The 20378-nt window shown below is 36.3% G+C and carries 10 protein-coding genes and 6 pseudogenes; 5 read left to right on the top strand and 11 right to left on the bottom strand.

The features are described from left to right. Nucleotides 1-173 precede the first annotated feature (173 nt). Complete coding sequence (locus C568_RS34520) at nt 174-317, top strand: hypothetical protein (RefSeq protein ID WP_003197566.1); 144 nt, start codon at nt 174-176, stop codon at nt 315-317. A gap of 213 nt (nt 318-530) precedes the next feature. Here the strand turns inward: C568_RS34520 and C568_RS32410 are convergent. Further along, nucleotides 531-743, bottom strand: a pseudogene (locus C568_RS32410) (YqaE/Pmp3 family membrane protein). Between the two features lie 335 nt (nt 744-1078). Here C568_RS32410 and C568_RS32405 point away from each other — a divergent pair. Beyond that, nucleotides 1079-1288, top strand: a pseudogene (locus C568_RS32405) (IS3-like element ISBt2 family transposase); the annotation flags it as partial. Between the two features lie 28 nt (nt 1289-1316). Here the strand turns inward: C568_RS32405 and C568_RS0100060 are convergent. Together C568_RS0100060 and C568_RS0100055 are read right to left on the bottom strand one after the other, a co-directional pair. Beyond that, a complete protein-coding gene (locus tag C568_RS0100060) occupies nt 1317-2747 on the bottom strand; it encodes a sensor histidine kinase (protein ID WP_018780381.1) in 1431 nt (476 codons plus the stop codon). Beyond that, nucleotides 2737-3453: a response regulator transcription factor gene (locus C568_RS0100055; RefSeq protein ID WP_018780380.1), complete on the bottom strand. Its 717-nt coding sequence runs from the start codon at nt 3451-3453 to the stop codon at nt 2737-2739. The genes C568_RS0100060 and C568_RS0100055 overlap by 11 nt, the downstream gene beginning before the upstream one ends. A 416-nt stretch (nt 3454-3869) precedes the next feature. On the opposite strand from C568_RS0100055, the gene C568_RS0100050 reads away from it, so the two are divergent. Together C568_RS0100050 and C568_RS0100045 are read left to right on the top strand one after the other, a co-directional pair. Further along, a complete protein-coding gene (locus tag C568_RS0100050; RefSeq protein WP_018780379.1) occupies nt 3870-6191 on the top strand; it encodes a S9 family peptidase in 2322 nt (773 codons plus the stop codon). Beyond that, entirely contained in the window at nt 6191-6418 is a 228-nt protein-coding gene (locus tag C568_RS0100045; protein ID WP_003197554.1) for a hypothetical protein, read from the top strand. The genes C568_RS0100050 and C568_RS0100045 overlap by 1 nt, the downstream gene beginning before the upstream one ends. Nucleotides 6419-6666: 248 nt before the next feature. Here C568_RS0100045 and C568_RS31635 read toward each other — a convergent pair. From C568_RS31635 to C568_RS30275, 5 genes and pseudogenes are all read right to left on the bottom strand, one after another. After that, nucleotides 6667-7211: pseudogene (locus C568_RS31635) on the bottom strand (Rpn family recombination-promoting nuclease/putative transposase); the annotation flags it as partial. Between the two features lie 467 nt (nt 7212-7678). Next, nucleotides 7679-8178, bottom strand: a pseudogene (locus C568_RS0100035) (hypothetical protein). Between the two features lie 199 nt (nt 8179-8377). Beyond that, the gene (locus tag C568_RS0100030; RefSeq protein WP_018780376.1) at nt 8378-11212 is read right to left on the bottom strand and encodes a DEAD/DEAH box helicase; all 2835 of its coding nucleotides are present in this window, start codon (nt 11210-11212) and stop codon (nt 8378-8380) included. Between the two features lie 255 nt (nt 11213-11467). Further along, the gene (locus tag C568_RS0100025) at nt 11468-12085 is read right to left on the bottom strand and encodes a DedA family protein (RefSeq protein WP_018780375.1); all 618 of its coding nucleotides are present in this window, start codon (nt 12083-12085) and stop codon (nt 11468-11470) included. A 246-nt stretch (nt 12086-12331) separates the two neighbouring features. Then, nucleotides 12332-12418 (bottom strand): annotated as a pseudogene (locus C568_RS30275) (GNAT family acetyltransferase); the annotation flags it as partial. A 98-nt stretch (nt 12419-12516) separates the two neighbouring features. On the opposite strand from C568_RS30275, the pseudogene C568_RS34075 reads away from it, so the two are divergent. Next, nucleotides 12517-12630, top strand: a pseudogene (locus tag C568_RS34075) (MerR family DNA-binding transcriptional regulator); the annotation flags it as partial. A 376-nt stretch (nt 12631-13006) separates the two neighbouring features. Here C568_RS34075 and C568_RS0100015 read toward each other — a convergent pair. From C568_RS0100015 to C568_RS0100005, 3 genes are all read right to left on the bottom strand, one after another. After that, nucleotides 13007-13729, bottom strand: coding sequence for a thioesterase II family protein (locus C568_RS0100015; protein WP_018780374.1), 723 nt, complete (start codon nt 13727-13729; stop codon nt 13007-13009). Nucleotides 13730-13744: 15 nt separating this feature from the next. Continuing rightward, on the bottom strand, nt 13745-14428 hold the full coding sequence (locus C568_RS0100010; protein WP_368659922.1) for a 4'-phosphopantetheinyl transferase superfamily protein: 684 nt from the start codon (nt 14426-14428) through the stop codon (nt 13745-13747). A gap of 385 nt (nt 14429-14813) precedes the next feature. Next, on the bottom strand, nt 14814-20378 hold a 5565-nt coding region (locus C568_RS0100005; RefSeq protein WP_018780372.1), incomplete at its 5' end, for an amino acid adenylation domain-containing protein.

Here is a 20378-nt window from a genome sequence, read left to right as displayed (position 1 = left end):
AAGAAAAAAAGAATCTGTAACAGATTCTTTTTTCTCATGCTACAACTTAAAAGAGTTTAACAAGAACATATAAAGCATGACTCCCCAGCAAAAAGACCTTTAAATATAAAATTCTGCAAATAACCTATTCTCATTTGTTATACTTAATATGAGGAACGATTGTTACAATTTATATGCTAGCAGAAAACAAAGCAGATGATACAAATTCCTTTTTTCCAAACAAAGCTACAATTATAACAAATGATGGTGAACAAAAAGAAGCTCATCCGTTATTAAGTCAGCAAATTGGTGGTGAATTTACTGGCAAAGAAAAATAAGAAGGCAGTGTAGTCTTCCTTCTCGATGGTGATCCCGAAAAAATTAATCATTTAAAATTAGTATTTAAAGCACCACAAAATAAAGACTCTGTAACAATTGGTGAAGAAAAAACAATTGAATTTGATATGTAACACAAAAGCCGACTTTTTTAAATAAAAGTCGGCTTCCTTCAAAAAATAAGACTTTGTAATATGAGCTTTTAGACATACCACTTAATCTTTATTTCTATTATTGATTTTGTCATATGCTCTAATTTGTTTTTCAAGACGCCTATCTGCTTTTTTATCATTCACCACAAGAATCGCATGGATAACTCCTGGTACCCAAACAATCAATGTCAAAAAGAAGTTTATAATTGCTTAAAACGGTTTTTCGCAAAGTAGAACCGCAAGTGGTGGAAAAAGAATTGCTAATAAATACATCATTCTTATCAGCTCTCCTTATCATTTACTTGTTAATTTATCCCGCATCGACGGACAGTAACACTCCCACTTCAAAATTCAGCTAAAGCAAAGAGGTTATGAATGAAATATCCGTAAAGCCCCATTGATGCGGGCTAATAATCAAATGATAAAAAGCATCCTATTGGACCATCGCCATCAAGTTAAGAAAAGCAAATACCCCAAAACGAAGAAAATGAGTTGAATTCTCATAAATAACTGTAAAATAATAAAATTTTCGTTTTGGGGACACTTCAAAATATTAGCTTGATGGGTATGTATAGTGATCCCTATTATGTATTATGAAACATTACAATTTACTATCACGGGTACGTCGAGAGAAAAAGAAGTATAGCAATGGTGCTGAATTTGTGGTAGTACCACATCTCTTAGAACGACAATTTAAAGTATCAGCTCCCAATGAAAATGGTTTACTGATGTGACATACTTGACATTTGGAGAACGCATCTTGTATCTTTCCACCATCATGGATGCCTTTTAATCGTGAAATTATTAGTTGGGTGATAAGCTTTCAGATTTTAGTTAAAAAGAACTTCATTATTTTTGCAATAGAGTCTTATTGTAACCAGTCTTAGGAAGGGTGATTTGAAATCTCGTTTTCCCTTCGTCTGTATGTAAATAAATTTGGCCTCCGTGTTTCTCCACGATATGTTTTGAAATGGTTAAACCAAGACCTGTTCCCCCGTCGCTTTTTCTTGATTGATCTCCCCTAAAAAATGCTTCAAATACTTTTTCTTTTACCGCATAAGGAATGCCGATGCCATCATCGATGATATTGATATGTATCTTTTGAGTATCTTCAATTAGTGAAATAAGAATGTTTGTTCCTTCTGGGTTGTATTTTAGGGCGTTGGACAGTACGTTAGAAACGGCACGATATAACAATGTATAGTTAAACAAAACGTATATTTTCTGAAAAGGGATTTCAAATTGAAAGTTAAATTGTTTTTCTTCAAACAGGCTATAATATTCTGCAGCTATTTCACGAATAAATTCACAAATATCCAATGTGTCAGTTGGAAATGGATAGTCAGGGCTTTCAAGTTTAGACAACTCAAAGACCTCCTCAATTAATTCTGTAATGAGTCGTGCTTTTGTATGTATGGTATGTAAAGCTTGCTGTTTCCTCGCTTCCTCCTTAATAAGACCCAATTGTAGTGCTTCAACATAGCTCTGAATAGTTGTAATAGGAGTTTTTAAATCGTGAGAGATATGGACAAGCATGCGCTGCTTGCTTTTTTCTAATTGTTTTTTCTCAATTTCTGTTTTTTCTAGTTTTTCAGCCATTAGGTTAAAGTCATTCTGTATTTGCATTAATTCATAGTTGGATGTAAAACGAAGCCTTTTGTAGTAATAGCCATTTGTGATGTTTCTAATTCCATCAGCAATTGAACGTAAAGGATTTGTTATTTTCATAGCCATCCAGCGGCTATATATATATACATTAAGCCCGAATAAAAGGAGAAAAAGGACAAAGGTTTGAAGTAGCAATTTTGTAAAAGCTGTAATATGGTCTTTCGCTGCACTTGTTATCGAGAACTCTTTCTTTACATATGTTTTTGGAATCTTAACGAGACAATAAGCTGTTTTCCCGTCTTTCGTTTTAAATGGTGCTAGAGAAGAGTAGTACGGATTCTCCTCTTGATCGTAAAAAAGGGTGTTTAATTCTTTTTCCGTATAGGCGGACGATTTATCTTGTTTTTTTCCTTTAACATAAATAACTTGCAGATTTTCATCGAGAATTTCTACCCAACCATCAAATGACTCAATTGCCTCAGAGGGGATGTCTGCATAGTTCTGTCGTACGATTTCAGTCGCTTTTAAATTAGACAACATAGTATTATCGAACTTCTGTATCATTTGAAAATTTAAAATGACCAGCAAGATAACGACAGTAATTCCAACGGTCAACGAGAAGAAAACATAAGTTTTAATTAAGGTGTTAAATATCTTATTTTTATCGCTCATTCAATTCTTCCTTTTTAGCAAATCGATATCCTAAGCCTCGTATAGTTTTTAAATAAACTGGATTTCTCGGATGATCTTCAATTTTTTCTCTCAATCTACTGATTTGAACCATAATAGTATTGTCATCCGAATAATAATGATCGGACCACACGTTCTCAAAGATTTGTTTTTTCGTAAAAATACGACCTGGCTCCCCCATAAATAGCTTCAATAATTTATACTCAAGGGCGCTAAGTTTAATTTCGTGTCCCCGCTTGTCAAGAATACAAGAGTGGTGATCCAACACTAGGTCATCAATACATGTTTGAGAACCCTCTTGATTAAGTGAGTCAGTATTAAAATCATATGTTCTTCGAAGTTGAGCTTGGATTCGCGCTAATACCTCCAACAAGCTGAATGGTTTCGATATAAAATCATCTGCTCCTAGCCCTAGTCCCATAATTTTATCCATTTCTTGATTTTTGGCAGAAAGAATAATAATAGGCATTTTATATTCTTTCCGAACTATTTTAATCAATTCGTACCCATTAATATTCGGCATCATAATGTCAATAATAGCTAGATCAATTTTAAATTTCTGTATAAATTTTAAAGCTGATTTACCATCACGCGCTTCCAGTATCGAAAAGCCTTCCATTTCCAAAAAAAGTCTTAGTATCTCTATGATTTCAGGCTCATCATCAACGATTAAAATAGTTCTCACCATCTTCTCCCCCGTTTCTACTAGTTAAAATCTTGCTTAAAACTAACATTTCCCTTTTGTAAGATTATTGTAAGATAAATGACAGTTAAGGGAAAGATTAACATTGTAAGGTGGAGTTATCTTAAACGAAAGGCAACTGAAAAAACTTATAAAGAAATGCAAACTAAAAAAGCTAACTACCGAATAAATCTAGAAAACTTGAACATCATGATACTTGTATGTTAAGTGGCTTCCAGTTATGCATTTGATTAAAAAAGTAGGTGAACCAGCACGTGTAAAATCTGCTCAGTGTAAAAAGAATTTACCCCTAAGATGTTTAGATTCGTATCATAATCAAATCCTCGAATGTGAAAAATGAATGTTTCTATGTTTCTAGTGTACTAGAGTGGATGTTCTAAATAGTTAAAGGAGTGATAGATATGTCATTATCAGTAACCTATGAACAGTATGAGAAAGCAGAGCGTCTGCTTTCTTGGAACACTGTAAAAGATGTATGTAACGGTAAGGTTTTTCCTAATTGGTTAGATAAAGGAAGCCATTTTTGGTATCAAAGAGATATACAAAAAGAAAGTGAATGCGGCAAACAATTTGTATTAGTTAATCCACGATTAAACACTAAAGAATCCGCTTTTGATCATGCTAGGCTTGCAGAATCTCTCTCAAATGTAATTAACCGTCAGGTCGACCCAGATAACCTTCCCTTCAATTCCTTTACTTATATCAATGAAGAGAAAGCAATTCAATTTGAAGTAGATGAATCCACGTGGATTTACGATTTAGCTAAATACCAGTGCAAACAAATCAGGACTAAAAAAGTACCTGCGCATGAACTTCGATCCCCTGACGGGCGCTGGTCTGCGTTTATCAAAGGATATAATTTATTTGTACGTTCTTTAGAAACAGGGAAAATCATCCAACTAACTCATGATGGTACGCGATACTATGATTATGGTATTCAACCGGAATCAGAAATTTCCGCTGTCGTTAAACGATTATATAATCCTAAAATTCCACCAGCAGCACTCTGGTCACCGGATTCCAAACAAATCTTGACGCACCGGCTTGATCAACGCAAGGTACGAAAAATGTCTCTTCTACAGTCAGTTCCTCCTAAAGAAGCAAAGCCGCCTGTCATCCATTCGTATCGTTATCCACTAGTCGGAGATAAACACCTTCCATTAGCCCAATTTGTAATTTGCGATATTGAACAGCAATTGATGATTCAATTGGATACAGAACCTATGATTACGGGATTAGTATCACCGCTCAGTCCTAGTTGTCAAACAGCTTTTTGGACAAACAACAGCGACTTTGTTTATTTCACAAAAATGTCTCGTGACTATCGATCTATGCAATTTGTTGTCGCTAATGCAAAAACTGGTGAAATTCAAACTTTGTTAGAGGAGAAAAGTGAGACTTTCCTATTTACAGATCTCTACAACATCAAAAGTGGAAAAGGTATAAATGCCCAATGGTTATGCCATGATAACACTTTTATTTGGCATTCCGAGCGTGACGGATGGTCACACCTTTATCTTTATGATAGTCGTACAGGAAGACTTAAAAACAGAATTACCTCTGGATCCTGGACAGTCCGTCGATTAATTGGTGTTGATGAACAAAAAAGTTGGGTGTATTTTACTGCTAGCGGCCGAGAGCCGGGACGGGATCCTTATTTTCAGCATCTTTATCGAGTTCAGCTAGATGGATCAGACCTAGTGCTCCTTACACCTGAGGATGCTGAGCATGACGTGTTTATTTCTCCTGATTATTGTTTTTTTGTAGATACTTTTTCACGTGTAGATATACCACCTAAATCTGTATTGCGTTCAACCGATGGAAAATTAGTTTGTGAACTGGAACAAGCTGATATTGAACTTCTCTTATCAAATGGATATCAAATACCAGAACGTTTTACTGTCAAGGCTGCCGATGGGATGACTGATTTGTACGGAGTACTGATTCCTCCTGCAAGCACAAACACAAAGTGTAAGTATCCCATCTTGGATTATATCTACGGTGGTCCTCAACTACTCCACACGCCAAAAGAATTCATTTGGGGAGGGGAGTATTCAGTAGAACAACCGATTGATCTAGTCGGCGGTGCCCAATCTTTTGCACAGCTTGGCTTCGCCGTTATTCTAATGGATGGAAGAGGCACACCTTACAGGTCAAAGGGCTTTCATGATTTTTCTGATGGGAAGCTGGAATGGTCTGCAGGAATTGAAGATCATGTAGTAGCTATTAAGCAACTTGCGGAACAGTATCCTTTTTTAGATTCAGAAAAAGTAGGTATTTACGGCGAATCTGGAGGTGGATATGCAGCCGCTCGAGCTATACTGACTTATCCGGATGTGTATAAGGTAGCAGTATCTGGGTGCGGGAACCATGATCAACGCTTATACTTAGCGGCTTGGGGAGAACGATTTCAAGGACTTTTCAATTCAGAACTATACCGTGAACAAGATAATACTAGATTGGTTAAGAACCTAAATGGAAAGTTACTTTTGGTAACAGGAGACCTGGATGATAATGTCCATCCTGCTTTAACCATGCGAATGGTAAATGCTTTGATTAAAGAAAACAAAGACTTTGACCTACTGATTCTCCCTAATCGGCAGCATGGGATTTCTGTAGATGTTTACTTTATACGTCGACGATGGGACTATTTTATACGAAATTTAATGGGAGTAGAACCACCAAAAGAGTATGCGATTAAAGATCCTATGTTTCCAGGATGATGAAGATACTCAGTCCTGGCTTAAAAGATGGAAATGCTAAACTAAAAGATAAAGTAGCTCCATGGGCTGAACAAGCGGTCAAAACGGTAGTTGCTTTAGAGTTATATGGTCCCGAAGTGACGAAATATCGAGATGGCGCGGTAAGATATTATGCGAAAAGAAATATGACCCACCAGGAAGCAGCGGCTATGATTACCAGAGCTTTTCACAAAAACTTTGGCAACTAAACCATATATAACTGAATAACTAATCCAGCATAAAATTGAAGTTTGGATACCCTAGGCTACTGCTATTATTGGCCCAGCAAAATAAATAAGGTCAACCAGAAAATCCGGTTGACCTTATAATTTAATCACACCCGTTAGCTCAGTACGTTAACTGCCTCATTATTTTTTTCATATGTGTAACTGTTGCATATCCCCTTCTAATTTTTACTTTCACCTTTAAGGATAAAAGACTTTTATAATTCCATGTATTATAATAACAATTTGTGAATTTCTTCAATATTTAGACCAGTGAATTTTGCAATGTCTTCTAACGGCATATCATTCTTATGCATACCACGAATTAATTGTATTTTTCTTTGTTCACTCCCTTTTTCTAAGCCCTTTTCTAGCCCCTCCTCTAAACCTTCTTCACAAGCATGCGCTATTTTAGCTTGTTCATCTAGAAGTACTTTCTCACGAACTTCATACGCTGTTCGGAATGTAGAGTCATGGCTTATATTCTCCCATTTATTCATTGCCTTCTTTAAAATTGGATCTTGATTCATCGTAATCTCCTCCAATGTTTGAGTTAAATGTTCGTCTTCATGTGCTGGCAGTAATAACATCCAACGAACAAACGCATTTTCCCACGGATTCACTTTTTTTTACGTTATTTTTTTACAAGTTTTGGTATCTCTGAAAAATGTATTTCAATGTCATCACTTAAGATTTGTTGCGTTTTTGTATTCCATAATTGTCCGATAGTTTGAAATGCTTCATCGTGAGAAAACAAAATAAAATCTAATAAATCAATCATTTCTAAGTTTCCTTCTCTCCTATATCTAACCTCTTCACATCAGAACGTAACACCACCGTACCTACTTCAAAATTTGTTAAGGACTGTTAGATTTCTCCTATTTCTGAAATTTATTTTATTAATTTAATATGGTACGTGAAATTATCTATGATAATTGTATTTTTTTGATGGGAGAATGAGATTTTACTATTTTGCTAATGAAGAAATCTGAAAAAATAAAAAAGACACCTATAATGTGCCTTTTTCTGACTTGATAACCACTTTAATTTTAATAATATAAGTGCTGGACTCCCATCCAATTACCATTTTACCATATCTATCTATATTGTGTGTTGAGAAAATGAATTCAGCACATTACTTTGTTAAGGGAAATTACGTTTTACTCTCTTTTTTCTTTATGCACTTTTTCAGGTTCTGGTGCAGATATATGAAGAAGAACATGGATGGTAGTAGGTTCTCGTATTTTATGCTATAAGTCCAAACACTTGAGGAATAAACTCTTTCTGATTTTGAACAGACTTGTCCTGTAAAATAATTTTCTCTTTTTTATCATATGCATCGCTTCTATTCCAGAAAGAATAGCCTTGGTAGTACGAAAAGATTTCAATCCAACCATATTAGACATAAAGCTTTGAAAATTAAAAGAGTGTGTCGTTAATACCAATACTGGTATAATCCAAATCAATAGTATGGAACCTACACCAAAATAGATAGATCTTTTCTTCCATTTAATATGCTTAAACCATAAGGAAGCCCCAAAAACTAAAAGCGAAATTAATATAACGATAGAGAGTAAAACAAAAATATAATCGAAAATTGAAGGTACACTTGCATGAACTGTACCATCAATATAATCCCCGGTTCCCTTAAATAAAGATACGAACCAATCTATAAGCCAGGAAATATCAAATGGTAGATCTTCGCTTTTCGTTTTAGAAGAAGCAGTGGAATACAACACCTCCAAATCATTCATCCCCTTTCTGAAAAATACAATATCGATAGTATAAGGATATATATTTTTCTTCTATAAACTAAGAAAACAGGAAAAATATATTTGAATAAGTAATTAATTTTTTAAAATCTGTCTCTAAATCAAAAACAAAAAAGAGCTGTAAATTTACCATTACAGCTCCTATTTCTAAAAATTCATAAGGTTGTCTATTTCATTTTATTTCAGCTAATTCTTTTGCTAAATATCGATAAGCAATGTCAAAATACTCTTGTTTCCCCCAACTTTCTGCATTCCCAATCACTACGAATACCTCTTTTGCTCTACTTGCTGCAACATTGAGTAAATTTGGCGTACTAGAAGCCCATTTTAGTGGACCTTGTTTTTGATTATCTACTCCTAATACAAAAATAACCATTGGTGCCTCTTTCCCTTGAAAAGTGTGCACAGTCCCAATTTCAATATTTTCATACTCTTTCCCAGGTAGTTTTTGTTGTTTTAGTTGCTTTAATTTTTGAACAACACTTACAAAAGGTGAAATAATATAGCAAGATTTATCTGGGTTATCTTGCGAGAATTTTTTTGCAATCTCAATTGCTTTTTCACCTTGTTCGGGAATAAAGTGATTTCCTGACCCATATATTTTCCCACCTATATCTAACCATTGGCTAACATATTGAGGCTTACTTTCTTTACTTTTAGTATCCGTTAATCCGTAGAACATTTTACCTTGATACGTTGTTTCATTACATATTGAAAACATTGGATTTTCACATCTTCTATGAACACGCAGAGGTGACCCTAACCATGTTTTATTCTGATTCGAGTCAATCATCTCGCCTCCATATCTATTATTAAGATCAGCAAACTCTTGAACACTGACTTCATTTCTAGTTAAACGATAATAGAAATTATATTGCTCATTTATTCCAGCACTGTCATTTGCAATTAGTTTAAGTTGGTCATCACTTAATGTAACAACAGGAGGAATTTGCAAGGGATCTCCTACAACAACAACATTCCTAGAGCGCCAAATCGCACCTATTGCAGATTGGGGAGTAGCTTGGCCTGCTTCATCAATAAACAACCAACCTATATCCTCCGTCTTTAAATCTTTTAAAAACCTTGCAATGGAAGCAAATGTTGATGAGATAATTGGAGTGAGTAAAAATACAGTATCAAACATAGCTTGAATGAAATTGTCTCTTTGGGCTTCGTTAATTTGAGAATCAAGATTTCCTTTTTCTTTACCGCCTAAAAAATAGGTTTTTGCTAAAGATAAGTTCTTTTCAATCCTGCCTTGATTTGCAATTAAAAAAGCATTATATTCACTCATTAACTTTGCAAAAAGTTTACTCCGCTCGCAATTCATCCGCTCATTTTTGTTTTCACCGTCGATATTCACAAATTGTTCCTCTGATGTTTGCCATTTCTTTTCATTAACATTATGAAAGACATCATTCTCTTTTACCGTAGCTATCTTTTTCAGCACATTTTGTTCTAATTGTTTAAATGAATATACGTTTTCATGCTCTAAATCACCAACACGCTGTAAATCCTCTGTAATTGTAGTGAAGTATTCCTTTATATTTGCAGTTTTCCCCATTGCCGCAGAAATTTTCCCCCAGCATTTTTTCTCTTTGTCGAATCCCAAGAATTGATAACCGTTTTTCAGTAAATCTTTATCTTTTGGTAAATCCACGCTTATATTTTCAACTGCAGAATTATTATTAGATGTTACTAAAATACGATACTCCTTAAGTTTAGGGTGAAAGGAATAATAATAATCTTCTTGTCCCTCCGCAAATTGCACTTTTGAGAATACATCTGTGGCCTCTTTTAGAAACTTTACTTTTTCAAATAAAATATTCGCAAATACGTCTTTTAACAACGTCGTTTTACCTGTTCCCGGTGGCCCATTAACAGAAAAAATAAAGCCATTATCTTCTTTTGATTCTGCAATAATAAGATTTAAAGCAACCTGCTGCATGAGTCCTAATGGAAATTCCGAGGGCCATCTCGTAATTGGTATTTTTCGTAATATGCTCTTCATTTCACTTATACTTTCATTCTTAAATAAATCCACCCTCTCACCTGAGTTTTTTAATGCTTCCCAGTTACTTAAAGATAAATAGGTTTCTAAAGCTTTACCAACAGAGCTATCTTTAATTTCATATTTTACTTTTTCTAAATCATTTATATAAAAACTGTTTACGCCTACATGTTCTTTATATGTTAGACGGACATATTTTTCATATTCTTTTTCACTGCAAAACCGAAATACACCATCTTTATCGAAATGTCTCTTTGAAATATATGATTGCAATATACTTTGAATATTCCGTGTCAGCTCTTCCCAATTTTTAAATCTGATATGTATATAATTGATATCTTGTTCTAAAGAATCTTGTTCTTTTAACCCACTAAATTCAAGCGTTTTGTCTTTTTTTCCATAATTATCACTTTCAATTACAGATGATATCGTATTGATTAAATCTGATTCTAGCTCCTTTAGACTCTTCCCTGTACGTAGAAAGTACTTCACAATCGGACTAACCACCACACTAGATTCGAGCGAGGTATCAGGGATTAGCTTAAGCATCTGATTTAGTTGAATATGGATCAAAAAACTATTCGGGTCCTTTTGGAAATCAGTAAAACTCGCTTTTTGTTTAGATTCATTCGAGAAATACCTTAATACTTCATTTTTTGCTACTGGCAAATAAAATAATGACGCATTATTATCTGCAAGATATTTTCCTTTTGCGCTATTTCCTTTTTTTTGAAGGAATATTTGCATATCCTGATGTGGAGTTCCATTAGGATTGATAAAATCTGGTATATGAATATTAGGTTCTTTGTGAAAAAAACTTTTAAATGAATGCATAGTTATAGACTCTTTATCGCAATTCATGAAATTGAAATGCTCTAATTCAATAAAATAGTTAAGTGTTTTTGTTGCCGTCTCTTTATAATTCGTTTTTTCTTTATCTGTATCTTTCCTTTTGTTTTGAAAAAAGAATGGAAATATTTTCTTTAACCCTTTCATTATTAGCCTCCTAGTAGCAGAATTTACCTAAATTATACAAAATTATACTTAGATTATTTAATACAATTCTTTTTCTTTCAATTATTTGTATGGATATTCATAATTGATTTTTTATATAAAATATATCTTTTCCCGGTTCTAGGATAATGTAAGTAATTTGTCAAAATGAAAAAAGACCCGTTTGTGAGGTTTGGTTTTGATAATAAAAAGGTGCTTTCATGATTAGAAAACACCTTTTCAGTCTACTACTTTATTTTAATAGCCAATACTTTTTACAAATACACTCTTTAATTTTTTTCGAAAATGAATACCTAACGTAATGGCTACAATGATTATCGCTCCGAAGATAATTTTCCCAATGTGCTGTCCAAGCACTTCAAATATATCATGTAAGTTTCCTCCTAGCCAATAGCCACCGATTAAAAAGAAAGATACCCAGAATAGAGCACCAGAGTAGATCGTTATGGCAAAACGACGGAGGGGTAAATTAATAATCCCTGCAAAGTAACCAGTAAAATGACGTACACCTGGGGCGAAAAATCCAATAAAGATAAGGAAATATCCATATTTATCAAACCACATTCTCGTTAAATCAATTTTTCTTTGTGTTAAAAATACATATTTTCCATATTTCTGTACAAAAGGCATACCAAGTTTATTGCCTAAAAAGTACTGAATTGTCATCCCAGCGCTTGTACCAATAAATGATAAAATAATTAAAAGCGGTAATTCTAAATCTCCTTTATGTGCCAAATAACCCGCATACACTAACGTCGGCTCCCCCGGAAACGGAAATGCAATATATTCTAACAATGTTCCAACAAGTACTACATAGTAGCCATATTGCTGAAATAATTCATAAACCCATTCCATGTTGTTTTCTCCTTTTTTTCTACAGCATTAATTACGTACAATAACTAGTGATTACACTGGCGTTCGTAGGAATCTCGGCATTTCAATGCTGAGTAGTTTCAAGCCTTTACTGAGAGCGATAATTAAGAAAATAGAAGTTCAACCTAACCATAAAGGTATAAAGCGGAAAACCATATCACAAATGAGGGATACGGTTTTTACTATTATTTAAAAATCATAACAGTATAAAATACATTAAGTTTTGCCTTCATTGAAGCCAAATGCTTCACCAATCAATTTTTTAATAGACTCATAATCTTCTTTAACTAGACTTCTGTATATTACTTTATCCATCTTTGTAAACTCCCTTTTATATAAGTAAATTTTCATTTCGTATGTAAATATCTTATTATAATAATAATGTCTCCTCTAAGAGGAGAGTCAACGGTAATATTAGAAAAAATATAAAGGAAGTGATTAGGGTGAAAAACTTATTTTCTATTGGAGAAGTTGCTAAAATAAAGGACATTACCATAAAAGCGTTAAGATATTATCATAAAATGGGATAACATTAATGCAAAAAAACGATATTCTTTTTGTAGGAATTTACAGAAAGAATATCGTTAGACCCAAACTACTCTTAGATTACTAACAACAAAAGACAAGCCTATATGCTAAGTGGTTTTTGACTACAGTATTCAAAAACGCATAGGCTCACGCCTAAGAACATTCATCTCTCACCTAAAATTGTTGTTTCACACCTTCACATTTTTGAAGAAGGAGTCTTCTGTCGAAACATGATAAATTGTTTTGAATTACATCATAATCTGTCATTGAACTGTCCATGTAGATCTCTATGTCTCTATCAAATGATTTTTGTATTAGAACCTAATTTTTTTACCTTTGATATTTTTTCCAGTCTTAAAACCGATTTAGAAAATTCTAAAAATACATTAAGGATCTTTGAGAAACTAACTTTCTTATAATTATGCTTGCTATTTCCTCGATGTTTTCATGTAGAAAGAAATGCTTACCTTCAAAAGAGTGGAATGTACACATTTTATTTGTGTATTGCTCCCATTTTTTTACCTCTTCATATGAAGTTAATTCATCATTTTTTCCATTTAAGATCAGAAAATCAATGTCACATACTTGTATATTATTATTATGTATATATGTCTCTACGATTTTAAAATCCGCTCTTAGAATGGGGAGAAAAATTTCCATTAATTCTTCTGATTGAAACACCTCGGATGGTGTACCACCCATAGCAATAACTTCATTTTTAAATTGTTCATTAGATAGATTGTGTCGGATATCTTTTATTTTGCTATTTGGATGATTTCTACCAGACAAAACAAGAAACTCAGGTAATACGTCATTGGAAATTTGTATTTTCCTGGCTAATTCATAGGCGATCAAACTTCCCATGCTATGTCCATATAGAATATATGGTGAATTATTTAGCTGCTTAATAATAATTTTATAGATATCATTTACAGCCTCTTCAATACTATGATAAAGGCTTTCTTCAATTCTATATCCCCTACCGGCTAACTCTATAGGGATTACTTCAATAAATGGATTAAAGTATTTTTTCCATTTTGAGTAATTAAACGCAGATCCCCCAGCATGTGGCAAACAAAAAAGTTTAATCTTCGTCATTACTGTCTCCTTCGATTAAAATTTGTTTATATTCTGGCAAATTATATAAATATCTTTAATTATTATCTCCTTTGGTAACTCATCTAGTGTTGCACAAGCAGACATCTTATAATTAGGCTCAATATTATATTGTCTAAAGTGAAAATTTCGAGGTATGTTCTTGTATGAAATTGAATTTTGAGCTTCTTTTTTTATGGAGAATGAATTTAACGGGATATAAAGCCCCTTCCCAATAGTTTTTATATAACTTTCTTTTAACGTCCAAAGATCAAAAAAATAACTAATTTGTTCATCAGAATTTATATTAGATAAATCATGAAATTCTTCCTCTGAGAAGAATTCTTGTGCTAATTTAAGAGCGTCTATTTCTGAAATTTTTTCTATATCAATACCAACATTTGAATTAGCAGTAATACAAACCACCCATTCTCCTGAGTGCGAAATATTAAAATGAAACTCAGAAAAATTTTTAACAAAAGGTTTTCTGTGCTTATTATATACAAATTTAATTTCGTCATTATTAATTTTATATTTTTCACAGATTAAAGAACGGACTAACAAATCTCCTATCAAAATCCTATTAATATCGTCCAATTTTATTAAACGCTTTATTCGTTCTCTTTTCTCATTTGAAATCAAATTACTAAACTGATTAAACAAATCATTATCAATATTCTTTGGTATTTTTACAGCGTGAATTCGTATTATAAATCACTTCCTTTTTAGAGATGTAAAATCTTATGTATTACGTAACACCCTTGAAATACATATAAATCAAAAAAAATGTATATTTACATATTAATGTAAATATACAATTTTCACCTGGAAATATAATTAAGATACTCGGTTCTGGTGCAGAAACTTCAGGGTAATTGCATCATAATCTGTCATTGAACTGTCCATGTATGTTTCTATGTCTCTATTGCACCAGAACCCTATACAGTGCTGCTATTGATATATTCGTAATGTCTCAAATTTGATGTACAGTCATTAAGCGGCTTTTTTTGCATTCACATCACTATTCACAAATAATACCTTTGATAGTGAAAATTTATGTTCATAAAGTTGTATCTTTCTAGACACTCTACTTTGTGGTTAACGAAAGGTACGTTCCCTCTATCCCTTCTAATTCATTTACGAGACATTTGGCTATCTTTTCCACTGCTGGGGAGAAGACAATCTCTTCGTGCGACCCAGGCACCGAATACTTATTCACTTTCCCCTGTAATAACGGCCTCCAATCCGTGAATAAATCTCTACCTTCTTCAGCACTGAAGTAGATGACCTCCCCAAAATATGGCGTTAAAACATGTTCTGCCATTAAATTTAGACCCTTCCTGTGGGCATTGATAATCTGCTTTAGACTCGTAAGATCCGCATCAGGCAGGAGCACTCCTTCCACGATCAACTGATCAACAAGCATGTCCTGTTGATGAACGAGTTCTTCTCCCTGCTCTACTAGATCTAAATGGATGAAATGCTTCAATATATAAGAAAGCATATCATCCTCTGTCTTGTGATCCTGTTCTGAAGGTACCTTGGTATCCATGAGTACCAACATCTCAACTTCTTCTCCCTGGTTCCGTAGTATAGTTGCGATTTCATAGGCGATGGCACCGCCCAGAGACCATCCTCCCAGACGATACGGCCCCTCTGGCTGAACTCGCTTCATTTCCTCGATGTAGAGTTGAACTACTTCCGACAAAGTCAACCCGTCCATTCCTTCTTTCTCTACGAGAGGATTCTGTAGACCATAAAATGAGCAGTGATCCTTGAGTAACCTTGCTAGCTGAATGTAACAGAATACATTACCCATAAACGGATGAACACAGAAGAAAGGCCTTTTCTCTGACTCTTGTAATGGAACCAGAACCGATAACGATTTTTCCATACCATGATTGTCACGGATGAGACAAGCGATTTCTTCCACTGTCGGGTTCTCAATCAGTGCGGACACCTTAATCTCTTTTCCAAATTTCTCTCTGACCTTTGAAATCAATTTGATTACCAGGAGAGAGTGACCCCCTCTATCGAAGAAATCATCGTTTACATGGACATCTTCTATCTGTAGCACATCCTGCCAGATTCTAATCAGCTGATACTCGATTTCATCCCGTGGGATAATTGGTGTAGAAAAGGTACTTTCTTTTTGAATCGTTAAGCTGTTCAGTGCCTTTCGATCAACCTTCCCATTTGTTGTAAGCGGAATCGCGTCTACCTCAATAAAGTGTGCAGGAACCATATAATTCGGTAAATGTGTTTTCAGATGCTCCCGCCATTCATTTACACTTCCTTCACCAACTACATAAGCTACCAATCGTTTGTCTCCTGGATGATCCTCTCTTACCAGTACAACAGCTTCTTTTACGGACAAATGCGCCTGCAAAGTTGCTTCAACTTCTCCCAGTTCAATCCGGAAACCACGAATCTTTACTTGGTCATCCATACGACCATGGAACCGGAGATCACCGTCAGGCAGATAACTTGCTTTGTCCCCAGTGTAATAGAGACGTTCCCCTGACTTAAACGGATGCGGAATAAATTTTTCCTCTGTGAGTTCCGGACGATTAGCATAGCCACGAGCAAGACTCTTTCCTCCGATATAGAGATCTCCAATCACACCCACTGGCACCGGCTGAAGGTGAGAATCTAACACATATACTTCTGTATTCGCAATCGGTCGACCAATCGACGGAGTACCTGTTGTCATTCCTACAGGCACATAACAATCAGTGGTAACGACGGTATTTTCCGATGGACCATACTGATTAATCACCGCAAAAGGGATTTGTTCAGATGGATACTGTGTTAACTGATCTCCTCCCGTAATGATAAAACGGAGATTCGTCTTCTCTGGCCAAGATAATTTCAAGAGTCTTTCCAGAATAGGTGTAGGCGCAAAGCTAGCCGTAATCCGTAAATCAATGAGCCAATCTCGTAGAGCCTCCGGATTGATTCGCAACTCTTCTGTCGACAGGTATAGTGCTGCACCAGCAGTGAGATAAGGCCAAATCTCCTGGACGGCTGAGTCAAAGGCAATCCCCGCAATTTGAGTCGCACGATCCTGTTCTGTAATTTGGTATACCGCTTGATGCCAAGAGACCATATTCATCAATGACCGATATTCGACCATGACACCCTTTGGCTTTCCTGTGGAACCAGAGGTGTAGACGATATAAGCTAAGTGCTCGGGTTTCACTTGCCGCTTCGGTGCGATCACGCTTTCATCTGTTATTTCTTCTAATCTCACCGTTTCGACCTGCTCAGAAAGGCTTTCTTGCGCTGCTGTCGTCACTACGATTTGGATCCCTGCATCTTCAATCATGTATTGTAACCGTGATTTCGGATACAACGGATCTAGAACGACATAGGCCCCGCCAGCTTTTAATATGCCAAGTAAACTTGACATGAGCTCAGCCGATCTCGGGAGGTAGACACCCACAACTGATTCAGGACCAATCCCTTTTCTCTGCAAAACATGTGCCAACTGATTTGCCCGCGTATCCAGTTCACCGTAGGTCCACTCTCTCATTTGATCGACCACTGCAATCGCATCGGGACGTCGTGCTACTTTGTCCTCAAATCTGTCGCAAATAAGACCCTCTTGGGACATTTCCATTGCGGTGTCATTCCATTCTTCCAGTAGTTGCTTCTGTTCTGTCTTCGTAACATACACCAGCTCCGACAGGGTTTGATCAACATTCTCGATCATTTGCTTTAACACCTGGCGTAAATGACCCAGCATCCGTTCAATAGTTAATCCATTAAACTTGCTACGATCATACATCAGCTTTAACGATAACTGACTTCCTGGAACAACAGTCAATCCTAATGGATAGTGGGTTTGCTCTACTCCTTCCAAATCACCAATTTCTAGATTTCCTGAAGACTCCTCTTTCACCGGGTAGTTTTCAAACACATACAAGCTATGGAACAGCGGTGTCCCTCTTGGAACTTCACTCCATCCTTGAATCTCTGTCAAAGAAGCGTATTCATATTGTCTTCTTTCTATCTCTTCCTCTTGTATCTTCTGTAACCAATCCCTTACTTTCAGATCATCTGTCAATTGGATTCGCGTCGGTGATGTGGTAATAAAAGGACCTACGATGTGCTCGACATCAACAATCTCCGTAGGGCGTCCCGAGCTTGTTACACCAAAGACAATGTCGTTCTCGCCACTGTATCGGCTCATAAGATATGCCCACGCACCTTGGATCACCGTACTCAAAGTGAGCTTATTACGCTTCGCCCAGCTTTGTAACGCTTGGGTCTGCTCTTTTGACAAACAAACACCCTTCTCTGTATAGCCTTTTTCTTGCTCTTTACTCTCTAAGCCAAGCAGGGTTGGTGCTGTAAAACCTCTAAGTTTCTCTCTCCAAAATTGTTCCGCCTGCTCCTGCTCCTGCTCCTGCTCTTTCAGCCATTTAATATATTTCTTGTATGGCGATGACTTGGGTAAATTCACAGCCTCTCCGTTCATCCTCTTCTGATACACTGTAAGCAATTCGTTAAAGACCAGTGGCAAGCTCCATCCATCCAACAAAATATGGTGATGCGTCCAAACAACCCGATATTCTTCCTCCGCTTCTTGAATGACAGTCACCCGCATCAATGGCGCCTCATCAAAAAGAAAAGCTTGTTTTCGATCCGATGCCAAAAAGGCTTTTCGTTTCTCCTCTTTTTCTTCTACAGACAGCGCACGCCAATCCACTTCATTCAGCTTAAATGGGATATGATCATACACCACTTGTAAGGGCTCTTCAATTTCATCCCACACAAATGCTGAACGAAAAATTTCATGCCGCTGAATCACCGATTTCCACGCCTGCTCGAAAGTAAGGATATCCAATTTCCCTCTAACCAGGAAACTCAATTGCACCACATAAGGCGCTACATGTTCATTCTCTTGATCATGCAGTGTATGAAAGAGCATGCCTTCCTGTAAAGGCGATAGCGGATACAGGTCGGTAATGGGATGATTCTTTCCACGAGTCATCTTAGATAGTACTTTGGTCAAATCTGCTTGGGTGAGATTTGCCATCGCAAAATCCGAAATGGTCAGCGCAGATTCTCCATCCGAAGAGTAAATCAATCTACTCAGTTGATGGAGCATATTCTCTGCAACACTTTGAATGGTTGACTTCGCAAACTGTCCAACATTGTACACCCAAGTGAACTGAAGTTTTCCATCGGTTACAATTCCGATTACATCGATTAAATGTGATCGCTTGGAACCAGGAGCATGGTCTAAGCGCGTAAACCCGGTCTCCGGAACAACCATCGCATCGTCAGAGAACATTTGGTCAAATTGTCCAAGATAGTTAAAACTAATGGATGGTGTAGGCTGAGACTCCAATCGCTCACGCATCGCTGGATTCAAGTACCGCAAAATCCCATAGTCAACGCCCTTATTAGGAATTTGGCGCACTTGTTCTTTGACTGCTTTTAATGATGCAATTGGCGTGTTGGCACCTGTAGTATTTAAGTGAACAGGATAAATACTTGTAAACCATCCTACAGTTCTCGATAGGTCAATGTCTTCAATAATCTCTTCTCGACCATGACCCTCCAGATCCACGGTCAGCGTCGAATGACCTGTCCATGCTGCCGTAGCCTGTACCAATGCTGCCAATAGTACTTCATTGATTTGGACACGATGGGTGCTTGAAATCTCTTGCAATAACGAACGGGTCTCTTTCTCATCCAGCACCACGGTAATCTCCTCAGTTGCTGCGTTTGCTGGATCTTCGAGGGTGACATCCACTGGTAGCATAGCCACTTCTTGTTCGAACTGCTGCTCCCAATAATCACGCACTTCTTGCGCAATCCCAGCTTCAGCGTAATGATGCAATTTCTCCGACCACGCTTTAAAGGATGTACTCTTCGTAGGTAATTGGATCTTCTGATCCTGGCTCGCTTGATTATACGCCGTTTGTAGATCCTCCAGTAAAATCCGCCAAGAAACACCATCCACTGCTAAGTGATGAATCACCCAGAATAATCGGCCGGCTCTTTTCTCACCTTCATCAAAATACACCATCCTCATTAGCGGTCCTGCGTGTAAGTGTAAGCTTGCTTGTGCAGTGTCAATCTCCGTTTGAATTACTTGATTCCATTCTGCTTGCGGCACTTCGTCTAATGAAATCACGGTCAGCGTCGATTGTTCTTCGATCCCTTCGTTCCGCTGTTTCCAAGCTCCATCCGGTAAACGTTCATATCTTAAACGCAAGGCATCATGATGGATTAGAAGGGTACGCATAGCTTTCTCCAGTAATACTATATCCAGTTGCTCTTTTGTTCTAAAAAACATGGATTGATTCCAATGGTGTGGGTTAGGATGATCTTGTGCAAAAAACCATTGCTGGATTGGTGTAAGGATCAGTTCTCCAGTTACAACTCCCTGCTCTGCTTGTACACCCTGTTCTTCTTTGACTACTTGCGCCAACTCGGCAATCGTTTGGTGTTCAAACATTTGCTTTGGTGTCAAATGCAAACCTGCTTGCTTCGCACGAGAGACAATCTGAATGCTGAGAATCGAGTCTCCACCAATTTCAAAGAAGTTATCATGGATTCCCACCTTTTTAATCCCTAATACTTGCTTCCAAATGGTAGCCAGTGTTTCTTCTTTACCATTCCGGGGTGCAACACA

Origin of the sequence: Bacillus sp. 95MFCvi2.1, from assembly GCF_000374965.1 — a bacterium.
Classification (GTDB): Bacteria; Bacillota; Bacilli; order Bacillales; family Bacillaceae_G; genus Bacillus_A; species Bacillus_A pseudomycoides.
Note: the sequence above shows the minus strand (reverse complement) of the source record. Positions and strands in the feature narration are given on the sequence as shown.

Excerpts from the sequence above, each read along its gene's own strand:
- C568_RS0100060 (WP_018780381.1), bottom strand. The coding sequence starts at position 2,747 with ATGAGCGATAAAAATAAGATATTTAACACCTTAATTAAAACTTATGTT.
- C568_RS0100055 (WP_018780380.1), bottom strand. The coding sequence starts at position 3,453 with ATGGTGAGAACTATTTTAATCGTTGATGATGAGCCTGAAATCATAGAG.
- C568_RS34520 (WP_003197566.1), top strand. The coding sequence starts at position 174 with ATGCTAGCAGAAAACAAAGCAGATGATACAAATTCCTTTTTTCCAAAC.
- C568_RS0100030 (WP_018780376.1), bottom strand. The coding sequence starts at position 11,212 with ATGAAAGGGTTAAAGAAAATATTTCCATTCTTTTTTCAAAACAAAAGG.
- C568_RS0100050 (WP_018780379.1), top strand. The coding sequence starts at position 3,870 with ATGTCATTATCAGTAACCTATGAACAGTATGAGAAAGCAGAGCGTCTG.
- C568_RS0100015 (WP_018780374.1), bottom strand. The coding sequence starts at position 13,729 with ATGACGAAGATTAAACTTTTTTGTTTGCCACATGCTGGGGGATCTGCG.
- C568_RS0100025 (WP_018780375.1), bottom strand. The coding sequence starts at position 12,085 with ATGGAATGGGTTTATGAATTATTTCAGCAATATGGCTACTATGTAGTA.
- C568_RS0100045 (WP_003197554.1), top strand. The coding sequence starts at position 6,191 with ATGAAGATACTCAGTCCTGGCTTAAAAGATGGAAATGCTAAACTAAAA.